The following is a 22,578-nucleotide window of genomic DNA, read 5'->3' on the forward strand; positions in this document are numbered from 1 at the left end:
GCCGCCGAATTCCCGGACTTCTTCGATTGGATTGCTATGAGCGGCGTCAACGAGATCAGGTCGACCTTCCTCAATTTCTTCGCTGCGAACGGCCACGAGATCGTGCCGTCCTCGCCGCTGGTGCCGCGCAACGACCCGACTTTGATGTTCACGAACGCCGGCATGGTGCAGTTCAAGAACGTCTTCACCGGCGTCGAGAAGCGGCCCTACAACCGCGCCACGACGTCGCAGAAGTGCGTCCGCGCCGGCGGCAAGCACAACGACCTCGACAATGTCGGCTACACCGCCCGGCACCACACCTTCTTCGAGATGCTCGGCAACTTCTCCTTTGGCGATTACTTCAAGGAGAACGCCATCGAGCTCGCCTGGAAGCTGGTCACCAAGGAGTTCGGCCTCCCGAAGGACAAGCTGACCGCGACCGTCTACATCGACGACGACGAGGCGTTCGGGCTCTGGAAGAAGATCGCCGGCCTGCCGGAATCGCGCATCATCCGCATCGCCGGTTCGGACAATTTCTGGCAGATGGGCGACACCGGCCCGTGCGGCCCGTGCTCGGAGATCTTCTACGACCACGGCGACAAGATCTGGGGCGGCCCGCCGGGATCGCCGGAGGCGGACGGCGACCGCTTCATCGAGATCTGGAACCTCGTGTTCATGCAGTACGAGCAGCTCGAGGGCGGGGTCCGCAATCCCCTTCCGAAGCCGTCGATCGACACCGGCGCGGGCCTCGAGCGCGTCGCCGCGGTGCTGCAGGGCAAGCACGACAATTACGACATCGACCTGTTTGTCGCGCTGATCCGCGCTATCGCCGACCTCACCAATGCCGACCCGCAGGGGCCGCAGAAGGCGTCGCTTCGCGTGATCGCCGACCATTTGCGCGCCTCGTCGTTCCTGATCTCGGACGGCGTGCTGCCGTCCAACGAGGGCCGCGGCTATGTGCTGCGCCGGATCATGCGCCGCGCGATGCGCCACGCCCAGCTGCTCGGCGCCCGTGAGCCGCTGATGCACAAGCTCGTCGGCACGCTCTCGCGCGAGATGGGCCAGGCCTATCCCGAGCTGATCCGCGCCGAGGCGCTGATCAAGGAGACGCTGCGGCTCGAGGAGACCCGCTTCCGCAAGACCCTGGAGCGCGGGCTGGCCATCCTCGACGAGAAGTCGGCCTCGCTCACCAAGGGCGACATGTTCGACGGCGACGTCGCCTTCACCCTGTACGACACCTACGGCTTCCCGTTGGACCTCACCCAGGACGCGCTGAAGTCGCGCGGCATCAGCGTCGACCAGGCCTCGTTCACCGATGCCATGGACCGCCAGCGCGCCAAGGCCCGCGCGGCCTGGGCCGGAAGCGGCGAGGCGGCGACCGAGACCGTCTGGTTCCCGCTGCGCGAGAAGCTCGGCGCCACCGAGTTCCTCGGCTATGAGACCGAGACCGCGGAGGGTGCGGTGACCGCGCTGGTCAAGGACGGCGCCGAGGTCGACAGCCTCAAGGCCGGCGAGAGCGGCGTCATCGTGCTCAACCAGACGCCGTTCTATGGCGAGTCCGGCGGCCAGGTCGGCGACACCGGCCTCATGACCGGCGACGGCGTCCGCGTGCGCATCACCGACACCCAGAAGAAGGCTGGCGACCTGTTCGCGCATATCGGCACCGTGGAGCAGGGCACGCTCAAGCTCGGCGCCGCGCTGCAGCTCGACGTCGATCACGGCAGGCGCTCGGCCATCCGCGCCAACCATTCGGCGACCCACATCCTGCACGAGGCGCTGCGCCAGGTGCTCGGCGACCACATCGCCCAGCGCGGCTCGCTGGTCTCTCCTGACCGCCTGCGCTTCGACTTCGTCCATCCGAAGCCGATCACCCCGGATGAGCTCGCCCGCGTCGAGGACATCGCCAACGACGTCGTGCTCGAGAATGCCGAGGTCACGACCCGGCTGATGGGGCTCGACGACGCCCGCGAGGCCGGCGCCCGCGCGCTGTTCGGCGAGAAATATGGCGACGAGGTCCGCGTCGTCTCGATGGGCAATGCCGCGCGCGAGCTGGGCTCGAATGCCCAAGGTTCTAATACATTGGGCTGGTCGGTCGAGCTGTGCGGCGGCACCCACGTCAAGCGCACCGGCGACATCGGCCTGATCGCGGTCACCTCGGAGAGCGCAGTGGCCTCCGGCGTCCGCCGCATCGAGGCGCTGACGGCGCGCGGCGCGCGGGCGCATGCCAACCACAATCTCTCGCTCGCCAAGGCCGCCGCGGCCGAATTGCGTACCACGGTCGACGAGGTGCCGGCGCGCATCACCGCGCTGATGGAGGAGCGCAAGAAGCTCGAGCGCGAGCTGTCGGACGCGCGCAGGAAGCTCGCGATGGGCGGCGGCCAGGAGACCGGCAACGGCGCTCCCGCCGGCGTCCGCGAGGTCGGCGGCGTCAAGCTGATGGCGCGCGCGGTCTCGGGCATCGAGATGAAGGATCTCAAGTCGCTCGCCGACGAGGCCAAGAAGCAGCTCGGCTCGGGCGTCGCCGCGATCGTCGGCGTCACCGAGGACGGCAAGGCCGGCGTCGTGGTCGGCGTGACCGCCGATCTCACCGCGCGCTTCAATGCGGTCGACCTCGTGCGCGCCGCGTCCGAGGCGCTCGGCGGCAAGGGCGGCGGCGGCCGTCCTGACATGGCCCAGGCCGGCGGCCCGGACGGCACCAAGGCGGAGGCTGCGCTGGCCGCGATCGAGAGTGCGATCGGCAAGGCAGGCTGATCGTGCCGACGCTCGGGCCGGGCGAGAGCGTTCGCGATCCCGATCTGCGCGACCGGCTGTACGAGCTGCTCGAGCACGACCATCTGCCGAGCACGCACGGCTCGCGCGTCGTCCAGTTCATCGTGCTCGTCATCACGCTCGACGTGCTGGCGGTGGTGCTGGCCTCGGACCCGGACATCGCGGCCGCCATTGGCGGACTGCTGCGCGCGATCAAGGTCTGTTCGCTGATCGTGTTTGCCGCGGAGTATGTCGCTCGGCTCTGGAGCGTGGCGGGGCACATGCCGCGGCGCCAGTCGCCGCACCGCGAGCGGCTCGCCTACGCGTTGTCCGCGCTCGGCCTGATCGATCTCCTGTCCTTCGTGCCGGCGTCCATCGCGCTCGTGCTCGGCGATCGCACGCTGGAAGCGCTGTGCATCGTGCTGCCGTTCCTGAAGCTGGTGCGCTATTCGCCGGCGCTGCGCTCGCTGCTGTCGGCGGTGCAGGCCGAGCGGCGCATCTTGATCGGCTGCCTCGTCATCCTGGCCGGCGCGGTGCTGCTGTTCGCCTCACTGCTCTACGCGGTCGAGCGCGACGTCCAGCCCGACAAGTTCGGCACCATCCCGCATGCGATGTGGTGGGCGATCGTGACGCTCGGCACCGTCGGCTATGGCGACGTCGTGCCGGTGACGCCGCTCGGCCGCATCATCACGGTGTTCGCGATCATCTGGGGCTTTGCCATGATCGCGCTGCCGGTCGCGATCATCTCCACCGCGTTCGCCGAGGAGATCAAGCGGCGCGATTTCGTCGTCACCTGGGGCATGCTGGCGCGGGTGCCGCTGTTCTCGCATCTTTCGGCGTCCGAAATCGCCGACATCATGCGGCTGTTGCGTGCGCGTACGATCGAAGCCGGCGAGGTGCTGGTGCGGCGTGGCGATCCGGCGTCCTCGATGTATTTCATCACCACGGGCGAGGTCGAGATCGAGCTGCCGACGCAATGCGTCAAGCTCGCCGACGGTACGTTCTTCGGCGAGATCGCGCTGCTGCACCGGACCAAACGCTCGGGCACCGTGACGGCGACGCGCAAGACCCGGCTGCTGGTGCTCGACGCGCAGGATTTCCATGCGCTGATCGCGCGCATGCCGGCGCTCGCCGCGCATGTCCGGACCATCGCCAAGGCGCGCATGGCCGATTCCGGCGATCTTGCCCTCGCCGAGCTGTCGCAGGCCGAACGCGACGACCAGCCGGACGCGTAGGACGCTGCTCCCGGATCGCTCGCAGTCCCCCGTCCCATCTTCCAACCAGTCAAACAGCCGGGCGTGCACACACGGTCCCGCGGCGCGGTCGCGCCCGGGGGATGCGGAAAGCACTCGCCCTCGAAAGACGATGAGGGCGCAGGGAATGCCGGGTGAGGGCCTCACCCATGGCCCGCCTGCTGAAAAAATGCAGGCGGCAGGTACCACAGGCAAAGCCGGATCATCCGGCATTCCCTGCGCGGCGGTTTTAACGCTTATACGCGATCTCCTCGGTGCACCGGGCTTGTTGGCCACCGTTCGCGACAATGCGCTTCAAGCGCATCGCGCGGGACTTCAGCATCGGGATGCCAGGACCACGCGACTTCACGTCCGCGAGCGCATCATTCGTCCGCACCCGAAAGCGCGCTGATGTCCTCACGTCCACCGCATTGCCGGCCCAACGTCTCGTGACGACGCGTACGCCCCTCATCCGGACCGGAACGCGGATAGAATAGACATGATTTGCTGATTTTCGGAAGTGATTTATTTTTGCGCGAAGCTCTTGAAACGAAAGATGTGGCTGAACGGAATGGGAAAATGGAAGCATTGACGCAGGCGATTTTGACCCGTGATCAGGAACGGTCCCGTGCTTTCGTCGGCGCGATAATGCCCGCCCGGCAAAATCGGCCAAGCTCGATGCCTCGTCGAAGATGGCGGCCGATCTCGCAATTCCACCGGGAGGTGCTACCTTTATGTTTCAGGCTCCGTTCTCTCGGAAAGGACCAATGTCGCAAATCAAGTCTCGGGTCGTCCCGTCGGCGCTGCCGCCCAGTGAAGCCGAGCTTGCGGATTGGCAGGCATTGAGTCGCGAGGAGCAGATCGCTCGCTTCAAAGAGTTCTTCGCGCACCCTGATTGCGAGACGTTCACTGCCGAGACTGCTGAGGACATCATCGCGGCTGCTCGGCAGCGTGTTGCTGCGCGCCGTGGGTAGCTATCGCCTCACCATTCGAGCACGCGATCAACTCGCTCAGATCTACGAATACACCGAACTGCAATTTGGTGCTTACCAGGCGGAAGCCTACGCGCGTCCAGGCTGATCCGGACCTTCGAGCTGCTCTCAGATTCCCGGCCAAAGGTCAATGAGCCGAGGACTTCCGGCGCGGGCTACGACGGTTTCGATTCCAGGCGCATGTCGTCTACTACACGATATCGGCTGATGTGGTCGAGATCCGGGGTGTAGTGCTCCACGCGTGCCAAATCAGATCCAGTCTGTTTGATTGACGCAGTCGGCAGGCCGGGGACTCCATCCAGAACGGGAGAACTCCGTGTTTACCCAAACCATCGCGGCGGCAGGCAATACCGAAATTCCGGCATATCTGACGCTGATCAAGCTCGGATACGAAATCGATCGTCGCTATGAGAGCGACGGCGAACTCTGGAGCGCAACGAAGGGGACGCTTCAACTCGTCGCCGAGAGCCCCCTGCAGCTGCTTGGACTTGCGTTGATGTACATGGAGCGCGGCGCCGACTGGCAGGCAGATGACGACGAGATCGATGCCTTCCTAAAGCGATTCTACCCGTGAGGTCGCGTTGCGATTCATGGAGGCCATTCGCCGGCCAGCATTGCAGCCCGTTCATCTTCCGTGAATTCGATCGCAATGCGTCCCAGCGCGCGTTGGCCGCGCGCGATCGCTATAACGCCGAGGAGTTGGCTGACAACGTCGGCATCCTGCGCCGTGGTGAGGTCGCGGAGTGCCATGTGGAGCAATTGGCCCCACGCCGCTTCGTAGCTCTCGCGCAGGTCAGCCGGCATCGCCGGATTGCGAGAGCCGTCTCGCGCAAGCTCGATGATCGCGATCATCGTGTAGGTCTGCCAGTCGGCAACACCGCGGCGCTCGCGAATTCGGACCAGACCGGGTACGGCGGCGAAGGATGCTTCGCCGACGTCACCTTGGTGGTGCAGCTCATTCCAGAGTTCGTCCCAGGCTGAGCTATCGCCACCTTCGAGGCGTTGCAGGGCTGGGCGCGGGTCGTAGGGAACGCGATAGCCGCCGAGGAGGCTGGCCCAGCGTGCTTCTGACAAATCGGGGTCTGACACTTTCATGCAGCAAGTCTCGTCCAGCTTGGGCGTGATCTCATGCGAGCTGAAAGGCGCAGGTCAACAGCCACGCCACGGTTCTCCAAATTGGTTGCCTTGTCGTGCGTCCGACGCATCCCGAGAGCCGCAACGGCGCGGAACACAATATTCCGCAATGCGGCATGTGACACTCATGTCACACTTACGGTTATACCGACTCCCCAATATAATATGACTATTCAAAGGCACCTCGGCGCTTGCTAGGATTGCCATCCAATCTCAGGTTGACGAATGCGCTCCTCGAATGGGCGGCGGCCGGGATTGAGCCGTGGGGAAGCGCGTGCCGGGACGGAGGCTCTGGGCCGGACGCGACAGAACAACAGCCAGAGCCTGGGGACGCTGCGAGGAGCAGGAAAAATGAGTGGGTTTGCGACGACCGCACGCATGTGCGGCGTAGGGGTTGCTTTGTCTTGTTTGTTGGGCGGCGGTGCGCTCGCTGCCGATTTGCCGATGAAGGCGCCGCCGGTTCCCTATGCCGGTGTCGATGATTTCTGGACGCGGCCGTATCTGTTCGGTGATCTCGGCCGGACCAGGCTGAAGGAGCAGGGCATCTCGCTCGCGCTCACGCTGGGCGACGAGGCCGTCACCAACCTGTCGGGCGGCTCGCGCAACACCTCGGCCAATGCCGGACAATTGTGGTTCGAGGCCAAGTTCGACATGGCCAAGCTCGCCGGCATCCAGGGCGGCCTGATCGGCGTCACGCTGGTCGATCGCTTCGGCAAGAACCTCAACAGCGAGGCCGGCATTCCGGCGCTGCAGCTGACCAACGAGGTGTTCGGCCGCGGCAACATCCTGCGCCTGACCGAGTTCTACTATCAGCAGAAGCTGTTCGACGATCGCCTCGTGCTCAAGGGCGGCCGGCTGCCGGTCGGCTCCGACTTCTTCTTCGGCCAGTGCGAGTTCATCAACCTGACCTTCTGCGGCGGCCAGCCGGGCAACATCCAGGGCGGCTACATCTACAACTGGCCGGTCAGCCAGTGGGCCGGCGTCGTGCACTACAACTTCACCAAGGAGTGGAAGCTGTCGGTCGGCGTCTACGATGCCAATCCGAACTACCTGACGACGTCGGACGCGGGCGTGTATCTCGCGCCGGGCATCGCGCGCTCCAATCCGGCCTCGGGCGTCCTGGTGCCGGTCGAAGTGGTGTGGGAGCCGAGCGGTCCGCTCAACGGCACCTGGCGCTTCGGCGGCTGGTATGACAGCGCTTCGACCATCGACGGCGGTCTGCCCGGCATCACCGGGGTCTACGCCGGCGGTCCCGGCGTGGGCGATCAGAACCTCAGCAGCCAGCGCGGCCGCTACGGCTTCTACGAATCGATCCTGCAGCGGCTGACCGTCGAGGGTCCGAAGGCGCAGGGCTGGTACACCTTCCTCAACACCAGCGTGGCCGATCACCGCACGTCCTATCAGGATTACCAGATCTCCTGGGGCGTCAAGCACACCGGCACCTTCTCGTTCCGTCCCGACGACGAGGTCGGCTTCGCGGTCGGCACCACGCATGTCAACTCGGCGGCGCTGACGCCGAATGCAGGCGGCAACGAAGTGCCGATCGAAGCCTGGTATGGCTGGCAGGCGACCGGCTGGATGAACCTGAAGTTCGACGCCCAGTATGTCATCAATCCGGGCGGACGCGGCTTCAACGCCGCCGGCCTGAAGACCGGCAATGCGGTGGTGCTCGGCCTGCGGACGGTGGTGCATTTCTGAGAAGCCTGTCAGGCGAGGGGCGGATGTGCAGCATCCGTCCCTCGCTGGGCTGAGACGATGAGCCGTCCTTTGCCGACGCCGAACCTGGTGGGCCTGCCCATCGGGGTAGGGGCGCGATGCGTTGGTATCGGTTGACTCTTTTGCGCTGCGACACGACATCTCCCTGGCATTGCCGCGCCGGCCCAGGAGACCGCCATGACAGCAACCGACGTCCGTCTCGCCGCCGGCCAGCGCCTGGGCGACGAGGTCGTGGACTGGCTCACCAGCGGCACCCGCGACGAACGCTTCATCGACAACATCTTCGCGCAGATGTGCATCCGCCTGCAGCGCGCCGGAATCCCGGTGAAGCGCGCGTCGCTGCACGTGCAGATCAACCATCCGCAATGGCTCGGCGCGCGCATCCTGTGGAGCGACGGGATGGAGAGCTCCGAGATCAATCGCGTCGACTATGACGTCGGCTCGCGTTCCGAGTTCATCGGCAGCCCGGTGAGCGAGGTCTACAACGGCGCCGACGAGATCCGTGAAAACCTGGCGCGTGATCCCGCGCTCGGCCGGCAGCATGGCATCTATGACGACATGCGCGCGCAGGGGCTGACCGACTATGTCGCCTGGCCGATCTTTCACACGCTCGGCAAGCGCCACTGCGTGACCTTCGCGACCGACCAGCGCGGCGGCTTCGATCATGCCGAGATCGGCGCCCTGAAGCGGCTGCTGCCGGTGCTGGCGCTGGTCAGCGAGATCCGCATCAAGAACCGGCTGGCGCGCACCCTGCTCGAGACCTATGTCGGGCCGCATGCCGGCGAGATGGTGCTGGCCGGCGCGACCCGACGCGGCAGCGGCGAGACCGTGAGCGCCGCGATCATGATCTGCGATCTCCGCGACTTCACCAAGATCTCCGACAATTGGCCGCGCGACGACGTGATCGATCTCCTCAACGGCTATTTCGACGCGATGGTCGAGCCGATCACAGAGCATGGAGGCGAGATCCTGAAGTTCATCGGCGACGGCCTGCTCGCCATCTTTCCGCTTAGCCAGCCCGGCGCCTGCGAGAACCTGCTACACGCGGTCACCGGCGCCAGGCAGGCGATGGCGGCGCTCAACGCGCGGCATGCGGAAGGCGGCCGTGCGCCGCTGCGCTACGGCATCGGCATCCACGTCGGCGACGTCATGTACGGCAACATCGGCTCGCGCACGCGGCTGGATTTCACCGTGATCGGACCCGCGGTCAACATGGCTTCGCGCATGGAGGCGCTGACCAAGCAGGTCGGTCGTCCCGTGCTGATGTCGCGCGCCTTCGCCGAACTCGTCGAAGGCCCGTTCGCGCTCGAACGCGTCGGCGAATACCCGGTGCGCGGCTTCAACGACCCGATCGAGCTGTTTGCGTTCGAGGGGTAGGGCGTCGTACGAGCTGTGCCGTGCTCACGGCATGGCTCAGCGGCCGAACTCGTCCTGAAGCCGCAGGAATGTCTCGGTCGGGCGATCATAGCTGACGAGCCTGACGTCGAGGTCGAAGCTCGACGCCAGCAGCAGCGCGCGGCGCAGCGCGTCCTCGATCCAGGTCTCCTCATTGCCGAATGCGCCGCCGCCGACGCTGGTGAGCAGGGCAATGTTCGAGCCGCGTGTCGCGTTGAGGACCGCCGCCCAGATCGTCGCCTCGTAGCTGGCCTCCAGGATCAGGCGGGCGAATGTCTGCCAATATCGGGGGGCAGGGGAGCAGTAGGCCACGGGGAGCGCGGAGCAGAAGGCCTGCGACACCGTCGGTCGCGGTTCGCCGGCGTCGGTCAGCTCGACGCCGGAATGCAGGCCGATCCGAAGGTGTCCGCGCAATGCGTCGATCTCATCGCCATCGCTTGCGTCGAGGATGGCCGTGATGGTCTCGAGTCCGGTCCGCGTGCACAGGGCGTACCCGTTCGTCATCGCCCAAAGCTCGCCGCCGCGGGATAGACGGGACTTCAGAGCCGCCCCGACATCTGCGAGCGCGTCGAGCTGACGGTCGCGGGTCTGGCCCGATTCACCGCCGACCGGGGCAAAGTAGTTGCGATAGATCGTTGCGGCGCCGGCGGCGATCGCGCAGGCCGGCCCCTGCGTCGGATCATGCTGGTAGATCGTCACGCCGTCTTCCGGGGTCGCGTGGGGGCCGATCATCTCCAGCAGATTGAACTGCGAGGCGACCTGGAACAGGGCGCCGGCGAACTCCGGGACCAGATGAAGGGTGCGGACATCGCCGCTGACGAGACTCACGCGGAGCCGCCCGGTTCGACAGGCCGAGTCTTGGACCCTGGTCCGGAGCTCCGACAATTTCGGAAGCTCCAGCCGCCCGGTCTGGTAGCTCTTGCCATTGACCAGAGACGTCAGCCGTCCGTCTTCGCAGGCCAGTCTGGCGCGCGTCGAGGCATAGTCGGTCTCCTTGAAGCCGGTCAGGCGTTCGAACCAGTCCACGACATCAGCCTTTCGTTTTTGCTAGCCGACAAGATGCGGCGAAATCGCCTCGGCGTCTGACGTTCGCGCGAGACGCAGTGTAGGCCATCGCAGCTCGCCGCAGCAATGAACGACTCTGTCGCCGTGCCTAGAGGATTCGCAGCGGCCGCCACCAGACGAGGCTCGGCGCGAACAAGGCCACAGCGAGCGCAGATGCGCCCCCGGCAATACAGATCGTGACGATGGTGCGCGGCGACAGGCCGCGGGCCTGCGGCAGGAATGTGAGCGCCCGGACGATCGCTCCGGTGATGAAGCCCGCTCTTGCGATCGGCAGCATCGGGATGTCGAGCAGATCTTCGAGCGTACAAGCGCGGCTGCAGCTGCCTTGCTCCAGCGTCCACCATTCCCGCAGGCCGCCGATCATTGTCGCCAGCGCGAGCAGCAGCGTCGCCGCCAGCAGCGCCCGCCACGATGGCATTAGCACCGCGATCGCATAGGAGATCAGGCAGACGGCGAGCATCTGCGTCAGGACGTCGAGCATCGTCGCGCGACTCAACTCTCATCCAGGAACGGCGCCACCACCTCGCGCGTCTCCGCGCTGGTGACCACCGGGACGATCTCGAACGTCATGCCGGTGTCGCGGGCGTTGGACAGGATCCATTGCTGCAGCAGGCGGGCGTCGTTGCATTCCATCAGTTGGAAGCAGCGGTCGAAATTCGGCTCGATCCAGCTGCCGAGATATTTCAGCCCGTCGGGAAAGGTGATGCCGGGGTCGCGAACGCGACGGTAGACGGGAATCGGATCGCGGTCCTTGAAACGCTCGATCACCATGAACAGCATGCGCGCCTCCGCCTGGGTCCGGCGCAGAGTGTGGACGGAATCGAGCAGGTGTTCCAGGTCTCGCGCGTGGCCTCGCGGTCTGAAAGACCGGCTGCGGCACCGGCGGTGAGGGAGCTCTACTGTCCCGACGGCGTGCGCAGGCCGTGCCAGGCGTCGCGCACCTGATGGTAGTGAACCTCGGGCAGATAGTCCGGCGTATTCAGATTGAGGTTCTTGACGTCGAGCCGGCCGACCGCGCTGAGCAGCGTGTAGGAGGCGATGACGCGGTCGCGCTGCGCGCCGATCAGCCGCGCCTTGGCCTGGATCAGGTCGGCCTGCGAGTTCAGCACGTCGACGGTGGTGCGCTGGCCGCCCTGGGCCTCGCGCGAGACGCCCTGCAGCGCGACGGTGGCGGCCTTCACCTCGGCCTCGGAGGCGCTGACGGCGACCTTGGCGCCTTCATTGGCGACCCAGGCGCTGACCGCCGCGGTGCGGGCCTGGTTGCGGACCTGGTCGAGCACGAGGCGGCTCTGCGCCGCGAGCTCCTTGCTCTGGCGGGTCTGCGACGCGGCGGTGCCGCCGTCATAGATCGGCGCGGTGACGCTGCCGACGATCGAGGCCTGGTCGGTGCCGAAGGTGCCGAGCGTCTGATCCGAATCGCGGCTGCGGCTGACATTGCCTTGCAGGGTCACGGTCGGCAGCAGCGCGCCCTCGGCGACCTTGATCGAGGTCGAGGCCACGTCGACGTCGAAGCTCGCCGCAGCCACCGCTGGATTTTCCTTGTTGCCAAGCGCAATCGCGTCCTCGCGGCTGCGCGGCAGCAGGCGATCGATCGGGTCGGCCGCGCGCAGCTGGCCCGGCGCCATGCCGATGACCTGGGCATAGGTCGCCTGGCTGATGGCGAGGTTGACCTCGGCGGCGTTGAGGTCGGACTGGCCGCGCGCCAGCCGCGCCTCGGCCTGCGAGGCGTCGGTCGGCGTGACGTCGCCGGCATTGAGGCGGCGCTGCGTGACGGAGAGCGTCTCGCGCAGGAAGGCGACGTTGGAGCGCTGCGCCTCGACCAGCGACTGGTTGGCGAGCACGTTGGTGTAGGCCGTGACGGCGTCGAGCAGCACGCCCTGACCGACATTGCGCAGCGCCTCGCGGCCCGACTGCACCTGCAACTCGGCCATGCGCACGCTGTTGGCGGTGCGGAAGCCGTTGAACAGGGTCTGCGTCACGGTCACGCCGATGGTCCAGGGCTTCAATGTCGCGGTCTGGATCGTGTTGCCGGGCAGCAGATTGCGCACGGCCTGCAGGCCGGCACCGAGGCTCGCGATCAGTTGCGGGCGATAGCCGGCGAGCGCCTGCGGCACGTTCTCGTCGGTGGCGCGCTGGCGCGCGCGCTCGGCGTTCAGCGCCGGGTTGGTCTGATAGGCTTTGACGAGCGCGGCCGCGAGATCCTCGGCGCGCGCGGGCGAGCAGATGACGGCAAGGCTGGCGGCCAGGATCAGGCCGATCCGCCGCGCATGCACCTTGCCGACGCCAAATTGTTTGGCTCGACCCACCATCCGACTCCGCCGCGTCTCACTGTCTTAACCAGTTGTTTACCTGTTTAGGGCGGATGGCGGCCACACACAAACCGCGGATGTGGAATACGGCGGGCTTTTCCATGATTTGTTGTGGCGTGCTCGCCACAGACCGTTTGTCAGGCGCTTGCGCGACGGTCGTGCGGTAGGCCGGTGGGTGGGCGTGCGCGGACGACAGCGCACGGGCGCACCGCGAATCGCGTCGGTGATATGCGAGTAACTCGCGGCTCGCTCGGTCCACCTCGCGCCGCTTGCGGGGGAAGGTCGAATGGCATCGCGGATGCCATTCGGGTGAGGGGGGACAGGTCCAACGACGTACGCTTCCCGAGCGTCTGCCCTCATCCCAACGCTCACCCCGTGAAGAACGGGGTGAGGGAGCGCACCGCGTCCACGGCTATCGATGAACTGACTTCGAAAAATATCAACTCAGTCGAACTGAGCGCACTGCCAATCTCACCGGTTCTTGTTCACCGGCTTGCGCTTCTCGATGAACGCGGCCATGCCCTCGGCGCGGTCTTCCAGCGCGAAGGTGGCGTGGAACAGGTTGCGCTCGACATTCATGCCTTCGGACAGCGGGGTCTCGAAGGCGCGGTTGACGGCCTCCTTGGCCATCGCCGCAGCCGGGCGCGACATCGATGCGATCTTCTCCGCCGCGGCCATCACCTCGTCCATCAATTTGTCGGCCGGCACGATGCGGCTGACGAGGCCGGAGCGTTCGGCCTCGGCCGCATCCATCATGCGGCCGGTGAGGCAGAGGTCCATCGCCTTGGCCTTGCCGATCGCGCGCGTCAGGCGCTGGGTGCCGCCAATGCCCGGGATGGTGCCGAGCGTGATCTCGGGCTGGCCGAATTTTGCGGTGTCGGCGGCGATGATGAAGTCGCACATCATCGCGAGCTCGCAGCCGCCGCCGAGCGCATAGCCCGAAACCGCGGCGATCGTCGGCTTGCGGCAGCGCGCGACGCGGTCGCCGCCGATCGCGGTGAAGTCGCTCGAGAACATGTCGATGAAGCTCTTGGGCTGCATCTCCTTGATGTCGGCGCCGGCGGCGAACGCCTTCTCGCTGCCGGTGATCACGATGCAGCCGATGGCATCGTCGGCCTCAAGATCGTCGACGGCTGCGGCGATCTCGCGGAAGACGCCGAACGACAGCGCGTTGAGCATCTTCGGCCGGTTCAGGGTGATGATTCCGACCGCGCCTTTGCCTTCGACGATGATGTGCTCGTAAACGCTCATGATCCCACCCCGCAAATCAAAACAGCGGGCAATGTGCCCGCTGGATCGTTACGCATCAAGTAGGTGGGGCGCCGCGCGGCGCCTCAGATCATGAACATCCGCGCCGCCGAGCCCAGGGTGAGCAGGGTGCCGCAGGCGATGAAGATCTTGCCGATGATCGAGGCCTTGTCCCAGCCCGAGCTGTCGTCATTGCTGACCGTGACCATGTTCACGGTGACGTCCGAGGCCGCCGGCGCATCGCTCGGCGCGGCGTCGGCCGATTCCGCCGCAGGCGCGGCCTGAGCCTGGGCCTCGGCCGGCATCGGCGCCGGGAATCCGTCCTGCTTCGCTGCCGGGGCGCTCTCGGCCCCCACCGGCAGGAACGGACTGTAGCTCTGCTGTTCGGCCGCGCGCGCCAATCCAGTGCCAACGAGGCCCAGAACGAACGCGGCGGCAATGATCAATGCTGAACGTCCACTGGCTTGGATCGTCATCGTCGGCTTCTCCCCATCCCGCCAGCCCAAGCCGGAGTGAGACCCCGACAGATGTCGAGAACGGGGCAGAAAATGGGTATCTTCCTGCCGCTCACGGCAAAAGCTGGGCGGCGCCGCACTTTGCGGCGCGGCCCATTAAACCTGATCATGCACCTTTCGATTCGGTGCTATGGAGCGGCTCCAAGGAACTGTTCCAAGACTTGCCCGGTGGCGTGCTCTCGGTGTGGCGTAACTCGGATGCTTCCGAGGCCAATGTCCGCATCACGAATTAGTGATCATTATGCCGCGAGAGTAACAAGCTGACGATTCGGGCGAATTGCTGGGGGTGGAGCGGAATTGCGGGAGCGTGACGACGAGTGGACGGGCTGGATGCGCCAGGCCGTCGCCGGTGACGACGAGGCCTATCATCGCCTGCTGAGGGCGGTCACGCCGGTGTTGCGCGCAGCATCACGGCGCGGGCTGGCGCGCGCCGGCCAGCCCCCCGACCAGGCCGAGGACATCGTGCAGGAAATTCTGTTGGCGGTTCATCTCAAGCGGCACACCTGGGACGTCGATGCGCCGTTCGCGCCCTGGCTGTTCGCGATCGCGCGCAACAAGCTGATCGACATGCTGCGCCGGCGCGGCCGCCGGGTGTTCGTCGACATCGACGATTTCTCGGAGACGCTGGCCGACGAGCCGCCGGCACCCACCGTCTCGGCCGGCGAGGTCGAGGCGCAGCTGAAGACGTTGCCGCGGCGCCAGCGCGACGTGCTGCAGTCGATCGCGGTCGAGGCCGCCTCGATCAAGCAGACCGCGGAAAAGTTTTCGATGAGCGAGGGCGCGGTGCGGGTGGCGCTGCACCGGGCACTCGCAAGCCTCACGGCCAAGCTACGGGATACCTGACCATGGACACCGATCAGCTCATCCGCACCCTCGCGGCCGACAATGCGCAGCGCGCGCAGCCGGTCGGCATCGTGCTGGCGCTGGCCCTGATGGCGGCAACGCCGGTCTCGACCGCGATGCTGCTCATCGGCCTCGGCGTGCGGCCGGACATCTGGCTCGCGGTGCGCAATCCGTTCTTCGACCTGAAGTTCGTCGTCACCACGGCGCTGGCGATCCCGGCGCTGATCATCAGCTTGCATCTGTCGCGCCCCGAGGCCTCGCTGCAGGGCTGGAGCTGGCTCCTGATCGCGCCGATCGTGGTCCTCGTCGGCGGCATGGCGGCGGAGATGATGCTGCCGCAGCGCACGCCGATGATGGCGCGGCTGGTCGGCCACAATTCGATGGTGTGCATGAGCGCCATCCCCGTGCTGTCGCTGCCGCTGCTGGGCGCGGCGCTGTTCGGCCTGCGCCATGGCGCGCCGTCGCGTCCGGCGATGACCGGCGCGATCGCCGGGCTGGTCTCGGCGGGCATGGCGGCGACGCTCTATGCCGCGCATTGCACCGACGATTCGCCATTTTTCGTGGCCACCTGGTACACGGTGGCGGCGCTGATCGTGGCCGGGCTCGGCGCGCTCATCGGCGCGAGGGTGCTGCGCTATTGAGCGCGCTACGCCTGCACCGGCGTCGCGGCGTCCTGCACGCGATGGAAGCGCAGCACCTGCTGCGCGGTGGACCGCCGGAGCCGTTCATAGGTGGCCTTGCAGGCGTCGAGATCGGCGGTCGCGGTGGTGGCGAGCTCATCGCGCATCAGGATGATCGACTTCACCGTCGGCCATGACAGGCCTGCGACCTTGGCGAGGATCATGACGCCCTCGGCGCGGCTTTCGATCATGATGCTCTCGGCGACCGCGACCGGCACGTTGGCCATGGCCGCAAGCGCCGCATTGGCCTCGTCGAACTTGCGCTGCTCGGTGAACTGCACGACGAGACGGTCGTCGAGCCGGCCCTCGGCATGCAGCGAGCGCACCAGCGCGTGCGCGATCTCGGTCTGGCTGGTCAGCGCCACCGCGCTCGATCGCGCCCGCCGGCCCGCCATGCGCACTGCCGAGGGGACCTCCTGCGCGAGCTTCGGATTTGCCGCCTCGAGCCGCGTGCGGACCGTGGCCGACGCCTTGGCGACCAGCTTCAGATAGAGGTGGCGCGGCAGATTGGGCCGCATGGCGAGGCAGGCGGCGAGGTTTTCGTCCAGCGCGGCGCGATCGACCAGCGTGTCGAGGCTGGCCTCCGAGACGTCGGCGCCGGGATTGCTGACGGTGCTGTGAACGACCTCGTCGTTGCCGCGCCTGAGCAGGATGTCGGTGACGGCGCGGCTGAGCACGCGCCGGAGCGAGATCGCGAGCAGATGCGCCTGGCTCTTGGTCTCGGCTGTGCGGATCAGCGCGGCCTCATCGAGCCGGTCGGACTTCGACAGCACGGGACCTGCGACATCGATGGCGTCGTCATCGGCCAGCCGGTGCAGCGTCCGCGGCGGCGCCGACGCCAGCGGCGCCAGCCGCCGCGCGAGCAGGGCGCGGGCCGAGATCTCGATGTGCTCGACCAGGCATTCGAACACGTCGTCGAACAGCGCGACCTGATCATCGGCGAAGTCCCTCGCGCCGTCGACGAACAGGTCCGTTACCTTGCGCAGGGTCTCGACCCGCCGGGCGACGGTGCCGTGCGCGAGCGTGTCCTCGAGCTCGTCGAGCAGGCTTTCGTTCGGGGCGGGTTTCGGGGTCATGCCGGGATGGCGCAGGCGCTGGTGACGCGATTGCGGCCCTGCGCCTTCGAGTCGTAGAGCGCGCGATCGGCCCGGGCGAGCAGCGAATCGGCGGTCTCGTCGCCGCGCGGGGTGGCCACGCCGGCCGAGAACGTGACCTGCAGGCCGGTCGAAAACGCGCTCCAGTCGAGGCCGGCGATGATCTGGCGCAATCGTTCGGCGAGCCGCGCCGCGGCGTCGGCCGGCGCGCCCGGCAGCACCAGCAGGAATTCCTCGCCGCCGTAGCGGCCGAAGCGGTCGCTGCCGCGAATGTTGGCGAAGATGGTGATGGCGAAGGTGCGCAGCACATCGTCGCCGGTCGGATGGCCATGCGTGTCGTTGATGCGTTTGAACCAGTCGAGATCGATCAGCACCACCGAGCAAGGCTGGCCGCCCTGCTGCGCCTGCGCCATCTCCTCGTCCAGCACATGCATGATCGAGTGCCGGTTCAGCGCGCCGGTGAGCTCGTCGAGCTCGGCCAGCTCCTCGATGCGGCGATAGGCTTCCTTGAGCTTCTGTCCGCGCTGGTACAGCGTCTCGCGCAGCGCGCTGGAGAAGATGCCGAGGAACATGCAGCAGGCGATGGTGAGCAGGAAGACCAGCAGCGTCGCGAGCCGCTCGAGGCCGCTGCCGTGCGGCATGCCGAGCGGCTTGTCGGTGAGCAGGAACAATCCCGCCAGGCCGATCGCGAGGAACGTCCAGCAGATCGCGCTCTGGCGCGGCGTCGCCCGCAGCGAGGCAAAGGCGACGACGATGTACAGCGTGCATAGGAACAGGATGCTGACTTCGGGCGCGATGTAGCAGAACGCGACCGTGAGCATCATGCTGGCGAGCGATTGCGGCACCACGAGGTAGTGGTCGCGGAAACGGTCGTTGAAACCGCTCTCCGACAGGACGGTCCACAGCGCGACGGTGAGAATGCCGATCGCTGCGTAGGCTGGCGCGATCGTGACCGGGACGGTTCCCGCCTGGGCGTAGATCAGCAGGATGACGGCATCGATCAGGTAGCATCCGGCGACCAGCGCCAGCATCTGCCGGCGCCGTCCGGCTCGACGCGCGCGCAGGTCGCTGGACGGAGACGGCTGCGCGTCCCCGGCCTCAGCGATATCAGGACTGGGAAAAGGCGGTGCCGTCGTGCCCATGTGCTCGCGATTCTTCGTCGTTGGCTTAATATCTACGTGGGAAAGCATTTAACTTTGGTATCTATGGGCATGGACGAAGAGGCCGCCGCCGTGGTGCTGCGACCGGGAATCTACGGCTTTCAGGGCGGGTAGTTGGCGGGAACGGGCGGAACATGGTAGGCGGGAACCCGCTGGTCGCGATCGACCTGGGCGCTGCAGCGAAATCTGCAAGTCTGTGCGCCAACTCACATTTCGGGACGTATCTTTCCGGTATTTTGAAGATTTTTGCGGTTGTGTTCGAACCGCGACGTCAATCCTCCAGACCAATCTTGCGAGACGGCCATTGAGCGTGACAGCAGCGGCGTCAGATGAAACCCTGATTGCCCGGATCGCTCAAGGCGACCGGCTCGCCATGCAGGTGCTGTACGGACGGCACCATGTCAGGGTGTACCGTTTCGGGCTCCGGCTCGTGCGGGACGAGCAGGTCGCGGAAGACCTCATCAGCGAGGTCTTTCTCGACGTGTGGCGTCAGGCCGGCAAGTTCGAAGGCCGTTCTGCCGTCTCCACCTGGCTCCTGGCGATCACGCGGTTCAAGGCCCTGTCGGCACTTCGGCGCCGGAAGGACGTTGAGCTGGAAGACGAGGCCGCGAACGCGATCGAGGATACGTCCGACGATCCGGAGGTCGCGGTCCAGAAGAAGAATACCGGCGAAGCCTTGCGCAAGTGCCTGACGGCGCTTTCGCCTGATCACCGGGAGATCGTCGATCTCGTCTACTACCACGAGAAGTCCGTGGAGGAGGTGGCCGAGATCGTCGGAATTCCGGAGAACACCGTCAAGACGCGCCTGTTCTATGCGCGCAAGAAATTGGCCGAACTCCTGAAAGCGGCCGGCATTGAGAGAGGCTGGCCATGATGGCTTTGAGCAAGATGCTGGAGCAAGAGCCCGGAGAGATCGAACTCCTGCTGCCGTGGTATGCCGCCGGCACGCTGAATGCGCGCGACATGCGCCGGGTCGAGGAGGCTCTCGCCAACGATGCCGATCTCGCCAGGCAGTATGCGGAAATCCAGAAGGAATATGCCGAGACCATCGCGCTGAACGAAAGCCTCGGCGCGCCGTCGATGCGTGCGATGCAGAAGCTGTTCGCGGCGATCGAGGCGGATCCGGTGCAGAAGCCTGCCGCGCCGCGCGGCTTCAGCGCGCGGCTGATGGATTTCTTCGACAGCCTGTCGCCGCGGACCTTGGCGTGGACCGTCAGCCTCGGCGCGCTGCTGGTGCTGGCGCAGGCCGGCGTGATCGGCGCCGTGCTGATGCGCTCGCAGACCGCGACCTATCAGACCGCCTCGGTCCAGGACAAGACTGCCGCGCCCGAGCCCGCGAGCAAGCCGATGGCCGCGCCGCCGCCGAGCGCCGCTGCGCCGGCCCCGGCGGAGCGGGCGCCCGAGAGCATGACGCGGTCGCGGATGGCCGAAGCACCCGCGCCGCTGATCCGCGGCCTTGGACCGCAGGTCGCCGGATCGACCGCGCCCGCCTATGCGCTGGTGCGGTTCACGCCGGAGGCGCGCATGGCGGACATCTCGGCGCTGCTCGACAGCTACCAGGCCTCGATCGTCGAGGGCGCCAAGGGCGGCCTGTTCAAGCTGCAACTCGGCGACCGGCCGTTGTCGAAGGCCGAGGCCGACAGCCTGATCGGCCGTCTGGCGCGGGAGAAGATCGTCAGCCTCGCGGTGGCCGCGCAATAGGCCCGCGCCGTCCGAAATTCATTCGGAGGCTTCATGTCGTCGAGTTCGCCGCTACGCTTCGCCAGATCGGTTGCGATGCTGATCGTCGTCACAATGCCTGCTTTCGCAGGTGGCGACCTCAGTGCCCATGCCCAGGCGATGATGCGTTCGCCCACCATCAACATCCCGAGCCGGGTGCCGAGCATCAACCCGGGCACCGCGCTGCGCGCGCCGCCGCCGACCGGGATGGCGCCGCGCCCGGCCTTGCCCAATGCGCGATTTGCACCGAACCTGCAGGCGTCCTGCAACCCGGCGGATCGCAGCGTCTCGGGCGAATGTCTCGACCACCCGTCGGTGACGGGGGATGGGCAGGGTCGGCGAGCCCAGGGAAAATTGGACAAGGGCAGCTCCGCCAGGGTGACGCAGCGGCGCGAGCCGAAGGTTGCGGCCGCGGTCGATCTACGGACCATCGCCAACGAGATCGTCGCCGAAATCGATGACTCTCTCTCGACCGACCAGGCCGATGCGCTGGCGCGTCGCCATGGCCTGCAGCGCATCAGCTCGCAGCGCTTTCCGCTGATCGGCGCCACCATCGGTCTGTTCAGGATCACCGATCGCCGCTCGGTGCAGGCGGTCAGCCGTGCGCTCGCGGCAGATGCGAGGGTGCGTTCGGTGCAGCCGAACTATCGCTATACGCTGCAGCAGCAGAGCGCAGCACCCGTCGAGGGCGATCCGGCGCAATACGCGCTGGCGAAGCTGCGGCTGCCGGAAGCGCACAGGCTGGCCCAGGGCTCCAATGTCACCATCGCAGTGATCGATTCTGGGGTCGATCTCAGGCACCCGGAATTCGCCGACGCGTCGTTCGACGTGTTCGACGCGCTCGGCGGCGACGAGGGGCCGGATGTGCATGGCACCGGCATCGCCGGCGTGATCGTATCGCACAAGCGGTTGATGGGCAGCGCGCCCTATGCGCGGATCATCGCCATCCGTGCGTTCGGCGTCGGCAAGAAGGGCGGCGGGCCGGAGAGCAGCTCCTATGTAATCCTGAAGGCGCTGGACTACGCGGCCCTGCACGGCGCCCAGATCGTCAACATGAGCTTCGCCGGCCCGAAGGATGCGGTGATCGAGCGCGCGATCGCGGCCGTCGCTGCCAAGGGCGTCGTGATGGTCGCGGCCGCCGGCAATGCCGGCGCCAAGTCGCCGCCGCTCTATCCCGCGGGCAATCCAAACGTCATCGCCGTCAGCGCCACCGACGACAGGGACCAGCTGCTGCCGGCGTCGAACCGCGGCAACTACATCGCGCTGGCCGCGCCCGGCGCCGGGATATTCCTGCCGGCGCCCGACGGAAAATATCAGATCATCTCCGGCACCTCGTTTTCCGCGGCCTATGTCAGCGGGCTTGCGGCGCTGGTGCTGGAGCGCAATCCGGCGCTGAAGCCCGAGACGGTGCGGACCGTGCTGACGCGCACAGCGCGCGATCTCGGCACGCCCGGACGTGACGATCTGTTCGGAGCAGGGGAGGCGGATGCCCTCGCGGCGGTCCAGGCCGTGGTCCCGCCGCAGGATGCGCCTGCTGCTGCTGTGCCGTCCGCGGGGCTGCAAGCGGAGCCGGCACCGGCCCGCGAGTTGCGCCCGGCCGCAGTGACGGAGGCATCTCCAGCCGGCGCCGCGCTCCGGCCCGCGCAGCAATGACGCCAACGTTTTCGTGAACGTTCCGAAATTCTCCCGCTCGCTTTGAACGTGCAGTGGGGCGGTCACGACAGAAAGCATGTGGGAGCGGTGATCCCCTCCCCAAGGCTATATACGGCGCGAGCGCCCATCCACCCCAAGCGCCCATATGGCTCGACCCGTCCGGTTGTCCCCCCGGACGGGTCTTTCATTTTGGGCGAAGTCGAAGCCCGGCAACGTCGATATCCGGCAGTGTCTCGCGCCCCTGAGGGGAACATCTTTGGGTTGTTTAGGGATGCCGTTGGTCGCTTTCGTGTTGCCGCGCCTGGCCAATGCCCGAAAAAACACGGACAAAATTTCCGCACGACTACGGTTTGGCCGCCAAACAACATGGCATTAGCTAGACTTTGTTAACCTTTTCCACAAAATATTCACGTCACGTTGCGTTGATTCGTGCCGAGTGCGTCCGTCCCCTTCTCTCACGGGCTCCCCTATGACACATCGACCGGACGTGGCTTGCAGCCGCGAACTGGCCGCGCGCTGGTGCGCGCTTGCCGAACGGCGCCTCGACCATCTCACCGAGCTGTTCGATAGCGGCCGCTGGCGCCGCTACTACACCGAGCAGTCGTTTCTCGACGATCTCCGGCACGCCAAGGCTGCGGTGCAGACCTGGCAGGCCCTGTCCCGCGCCGAACCCGAGAGGGTGAGCATCGTGCCGAGTCAGAGGCCGGCCCCGGTGTTGGCCGCGCCACCGGCTCCCGTGCGTCTCGCCGAGCCGGAGCCGATCGCGCGCCGCCCCATTGACGTCCATCCGCACGAGCACCGGCCGATCGCGCTGCCGCGCTCGCTCGAAACCATCCTCGCGGCGTCCGAGATCATCGTCGAGTCCGAGGTCGAACTCGGCACAGAGGATCTGGAGCCCCATGAGGTTGTCGAACCGGACCATGTCGCCGCAGACGACCTCGCCGCGGAACTGACCCTCGCGGCGCCGCGTATCGACATGTCGGCGCTGGAGCAGGCCTTGAGCATCGGCATCGAATCCGATGCGGAGTATGACGAGCCCGTTGTCGATCTCGACGCCATCGAGCGCCGCTATCCGGCGCTGGCGGTCGCGTACTAG

General features: G+C 66.6%; 21 protein-coding genes. 12 read left to right on the plus strand and 9 right to left on the minus strand.

The features are described 5' to 3' along the window. The first annotated feature begins 36 nt into the window (after positions 1 to 36). The 4 genes from alaS (at position 37) to ACQR1X_RS24210 (ending at position 5,525) form a co-directional block, all read left to right on the plus strand. Positions 37 to 2,730, plus strand: a complete 2,694-nt coding sequence (alaS, locus tag ACQR1X_RS24195; protein ID WP_434899758.1) for an alanine--tRNA ligase — start codon at positions 37 to 39, stop codon at positions 2,728 to 2,730. A gap of 2 nt (positions 2,731 to 2,732) precedes the next feature. After that, positions 2,733 to 3,962 (plus strand): cyclic nucleotide-gated ion channel, encoded by a 1,230-nt coding sequence (locus tag ACQR1X_RS24200; protein WP_434848778.1) that lies wholly within the window; start codon positions 2,733 to 2,735, stop codon positions 3,960 to 3,962. 764 nt (positions 3,963 to 4,726) lie between these two features. Then, on the plus strand, positions 4,727 to 4,933 hold the full coding sequence (locus tag ACQR1X_RS24205; RefSeq protein WP_434887710.1) for a hypothetical protein: 207 nt from the start codon (positions 4,727 to 4,729) through the stop codon (positions 4,931 to 4,933). A 334-nt stretch (positions 4,934 to 5,267) separates the two neighbouring features. Further along, complete coding sequence (locus ACQR1X_RS24210) at positions 5,268 to 5,525, plus strand: hypothetical protein (protein WP_434887709.1); 258 nt, start codon at positions 5,268 to 5,270, stop codon at positions 5,523 to 5,525. A gap of 14 nt (positions 5,526 to 5,539) precedes the next feature. Here the strand turns inward: ACQR1X_RS24210 and ACQR1X_RS24215 are convergent, their stop codons facing one another. After that, positions 5,540 to 6,046 (minus strand): hypothetical protein, encoded by a 507-nt coding sequence (locus tag ACQR1X_RS24215; RefSeq protein WP_434887708.1) that lies wholly within the window; start codon positions 6,044 to 6,046, stop codon positions 5,540 to 5,542. A 390-nt stretch (positions 6,047 to 6,436) separates the two neighbouring features. Here ACQR1X_RS24215 and ACQR1X_RS24220 point away from each other — a divergent pair, with 390 nt between their 5' ends. Next, positions 6,437 to 7,783 carry a carbohydrate porin gene (locus ACQR1X_RS24220; protein WP_434899709.1) on the plus strand — a complete coding sequence of 449 codons (1,347 nt, stop codon included), beginning with the start codon at positions 6,437 to 6,439 and terminating at the stop codon, positions 7,781 to 7,783. A 195-nt stretch (positions 7,784 to 7,978) separates the two neighbouring features. Beyond that, positions 7,979 to 9,178 (plus strand): adenylate/guanylate cyclase domain-containing protein, encoded by a 1,200-nt coding sequence (locus ACQR1X_RS24225; protein WP_315804249.1) that lies wholly within the window; start codon positions 7,979 to 7,981, stop codon positions 9,176 to 9,178. A 36-nt stretch (positions 9,179 to 9,214) separates the two neighbouring features. On the opposite strand, the gene ACQR1X_RS24230 is transcribed toward ACQR1X_RS24225, so the two are convergent. From ACQR1X_RS24230 to ACQR1X_RS24255, 6 genes are all read right to left on the minus strand, one after another. Continuing rightward, complete coding sequence (locus ACQR1X_RS24230; protein ID WP_434899710.1) at positions 9,215 to 10,222, minus strand: hypothetical protein; 1,008 nt, start codon at positions 10,220 to 10,222, stop codon at positions 9,215 to 9,217. A 127-nt stretch (positions 10,223 to 10,349) separates the two neighbouring features. Continuing rightward, complete coding sequence (locus ACQR1X_RS24235) at positions 10,350 to 10,757, minus strand: hypothetical protein (protein WP_434887706.1); 408 nt, start codon at positions 10,755 to 10,757, stop codon at positions 10,350 to 10,352. Beyond that, entirely contained in the window at positions 10,754 to 11,041 is a 288-nt protein-coding gene (locus ACQR1X_RS24240; RefSeq protein ID WP_316182532.1) for a DUF3303 domain-containing protein, read from the minus strand. Before ACQR1X_RS24240 ends, ACQR1X_RS24235 begins: the two co-directional genes overlap by 4 nt. Before the next feature lie 116 nt (positions 11,042 to 11,157). Continuing rightward, on the minus strand, positions 11,158 to 12,570 hold the full coding sequence (locus ACQR1X_RS24245) for a TolC family outer membrane protein (RefSeq protein WP_434899711.1): 1,413 nt from the start codon (positions 12,568 to 12,570) through the stop codon (positions 11,158 to 11,160). A 471-nt stretch (positions 12,571 to 13,041) separates the two neighbouring features. Next, entirely contained in the window at positions 13,042 to 13,821 is a 780-nt protein-coding gene (locus tag ACQR1X_RS24250; RefSeq protein ID WP_315804244.1) for an enoyl-CoA hydratase, read from the minus strand. 83 nt (positions 13,822 to 13,904) lie between these two features. Continuing rightward, the gene (locus ACQR1X_RS24255) at positions 13,905 to 14,294 is read right to left on the minus strand and encodes a hypothetical protein (protein WP_315804243.1); all 390 of its coding nucleotides are present in this window, start codon (positions 14,292 to 14,294) and stop codon (positions 13,905 to 13,907) included. Positions 14,295 to 14,630: 336 nt separating this feature from the next. On the opposite strand from ACQR1X_RS24255, the gene ACQR1X_RS24260 reads away from it, so the two are divergent. After that, positions 14,631 to 15,176: a sigma-70 family RNA polymerase sigma factor gene (locus ACQR1X_RS24260; RefSeq protein WP_434863777.1), complete on the plus strand. Its 546-nt coding sequence runs from the start codon at positions 14,631 to 14,633 to the stop codon at positions 15,174 to 15,176. A 2-nt stretch (positions 15,177 to 15,178) separates the two neighbouring features. Beyond that, the gene (locus ACQR1X_RS24265) at positions 15,179 to 15,817 is read left to right on the plus strand and encodes an NrsF family protein (RefSeq protein ID WP_434863778.1); all 639 of its coding nucleotides are present in this window, start codon (positions 15,179 to 15,181) and stop codon (positions 15,815 to 15,817) included. 5 nt (positions 15,818 to 15,822) lie between these two features. Here the strand turns inward: ACQR1X_RS24265 and ACQR1X_RS24270 are convergent, their stop codons facing one another. Both ACQR1X_RS24270 and ACQR1X_RS24275 read right to left on the minus strand, forming a co-directional pair. Next, the gene (locus ACQR1X_RS24270; RefSeq protein WP_434837897.1) at positions 15,823 to 16,932 is read right to left on the minus strand and encodes a DUF2336 domain-containing protein; all 1,110 of its coding nucleotides are present in this window, start codon (positions 16,930 to 16,932) and stop codon (positions 15,823 to 15,825) included. After that, positions 16,929 to 18,092 (minus strand): GGDEF domain-containing protein, encoded by a 1,164-nt coding sequence (locus ACQR1X_RS24275; RefSeq protein ID WP_315804239.1) that lies wholly within the window; start codon positions 18,090 to 18,092, stop codon positions 16,929 to 16,931. The genes ACQR1X_RS24270 and ACQR1X_RS24275 overlap by 4 nt, the downstream gene beginning before the upstream one ends. 322 nt (positions 18,093 to 18,414) lie before the next feature. Between ACQR1X_RS24275 and ACQR1X_RS24280 the strand changes: the two genes are divergently transcribed. The 4 genes from ACQR1X_RS24280 (at position 18,415) to ACQR1X_RS24295 (ending at position 22,578) form a co-directional block, all read left to right on the plus strand. Further along, positions 18,415 to 18,984, plus strand: coding sequence for a sigma-70 family RNA polymerase sigma factor (locus ACQR1X_RS24280; RefSeq protein ID WP_008961196.1), 570 nt, complete (start codon positions 18,415 to 18,417; stop codon positions 18,982 to 18,984). After that, on the plus strand, positions 18,981 to 19,811 hold the full coding sequence (locus ACQR1X_RS24285; protein WP_434899712.1) for a hypothetical protein: 831 nt from the start codon (positions 18,981 to 18,983) through the stop codon (positions 19,809 to 19,811). Before ACQR1X_RS24280 ends, ACQR1X_RS24285 begins: the two co-directional genes overlap by 4 nt. 33 nt (positions 19,812 to 19,844) lie before the next feature. Then, positions 19,845 to 21,482 carry a S8 family serine peptidase gene (locus tag ACQR1X_RS24290; protein WP_316182540.1) on the plus strand — a complete coding sequence of 546 codons (1,638 nt, stop codon included), beginning with the start codon at positions 19,845 to 19,847 and terminating at the stop codon, positions 21,480 to 21,482. A 469-nt stretch (positions 21,483 to 21,951) separates the two neighbouring features. After that, positions 21,952 to 22,578 carry a TIGR03809 family protein gene (locus tag ACQR1X_RS24295; protein ID WP_434863779.1) on the plus strand — a complete coding sequence of 209 codons (627 nt, stop codon included), beginning with the start codon at positions 21,952 to 21,954 and terminating at the stop codon, positions 22,576 to 22,578.

The organism is Bradyrhizobium sp. HKCCYLRH3073 (assembly GCF_051167995.1).
Classification (GTDB): Bacteria; Pseudomonadota; Alphaproteobacteria; order Rhizobiales; family Xanthobacteraceae; genus Bradyrhizobium.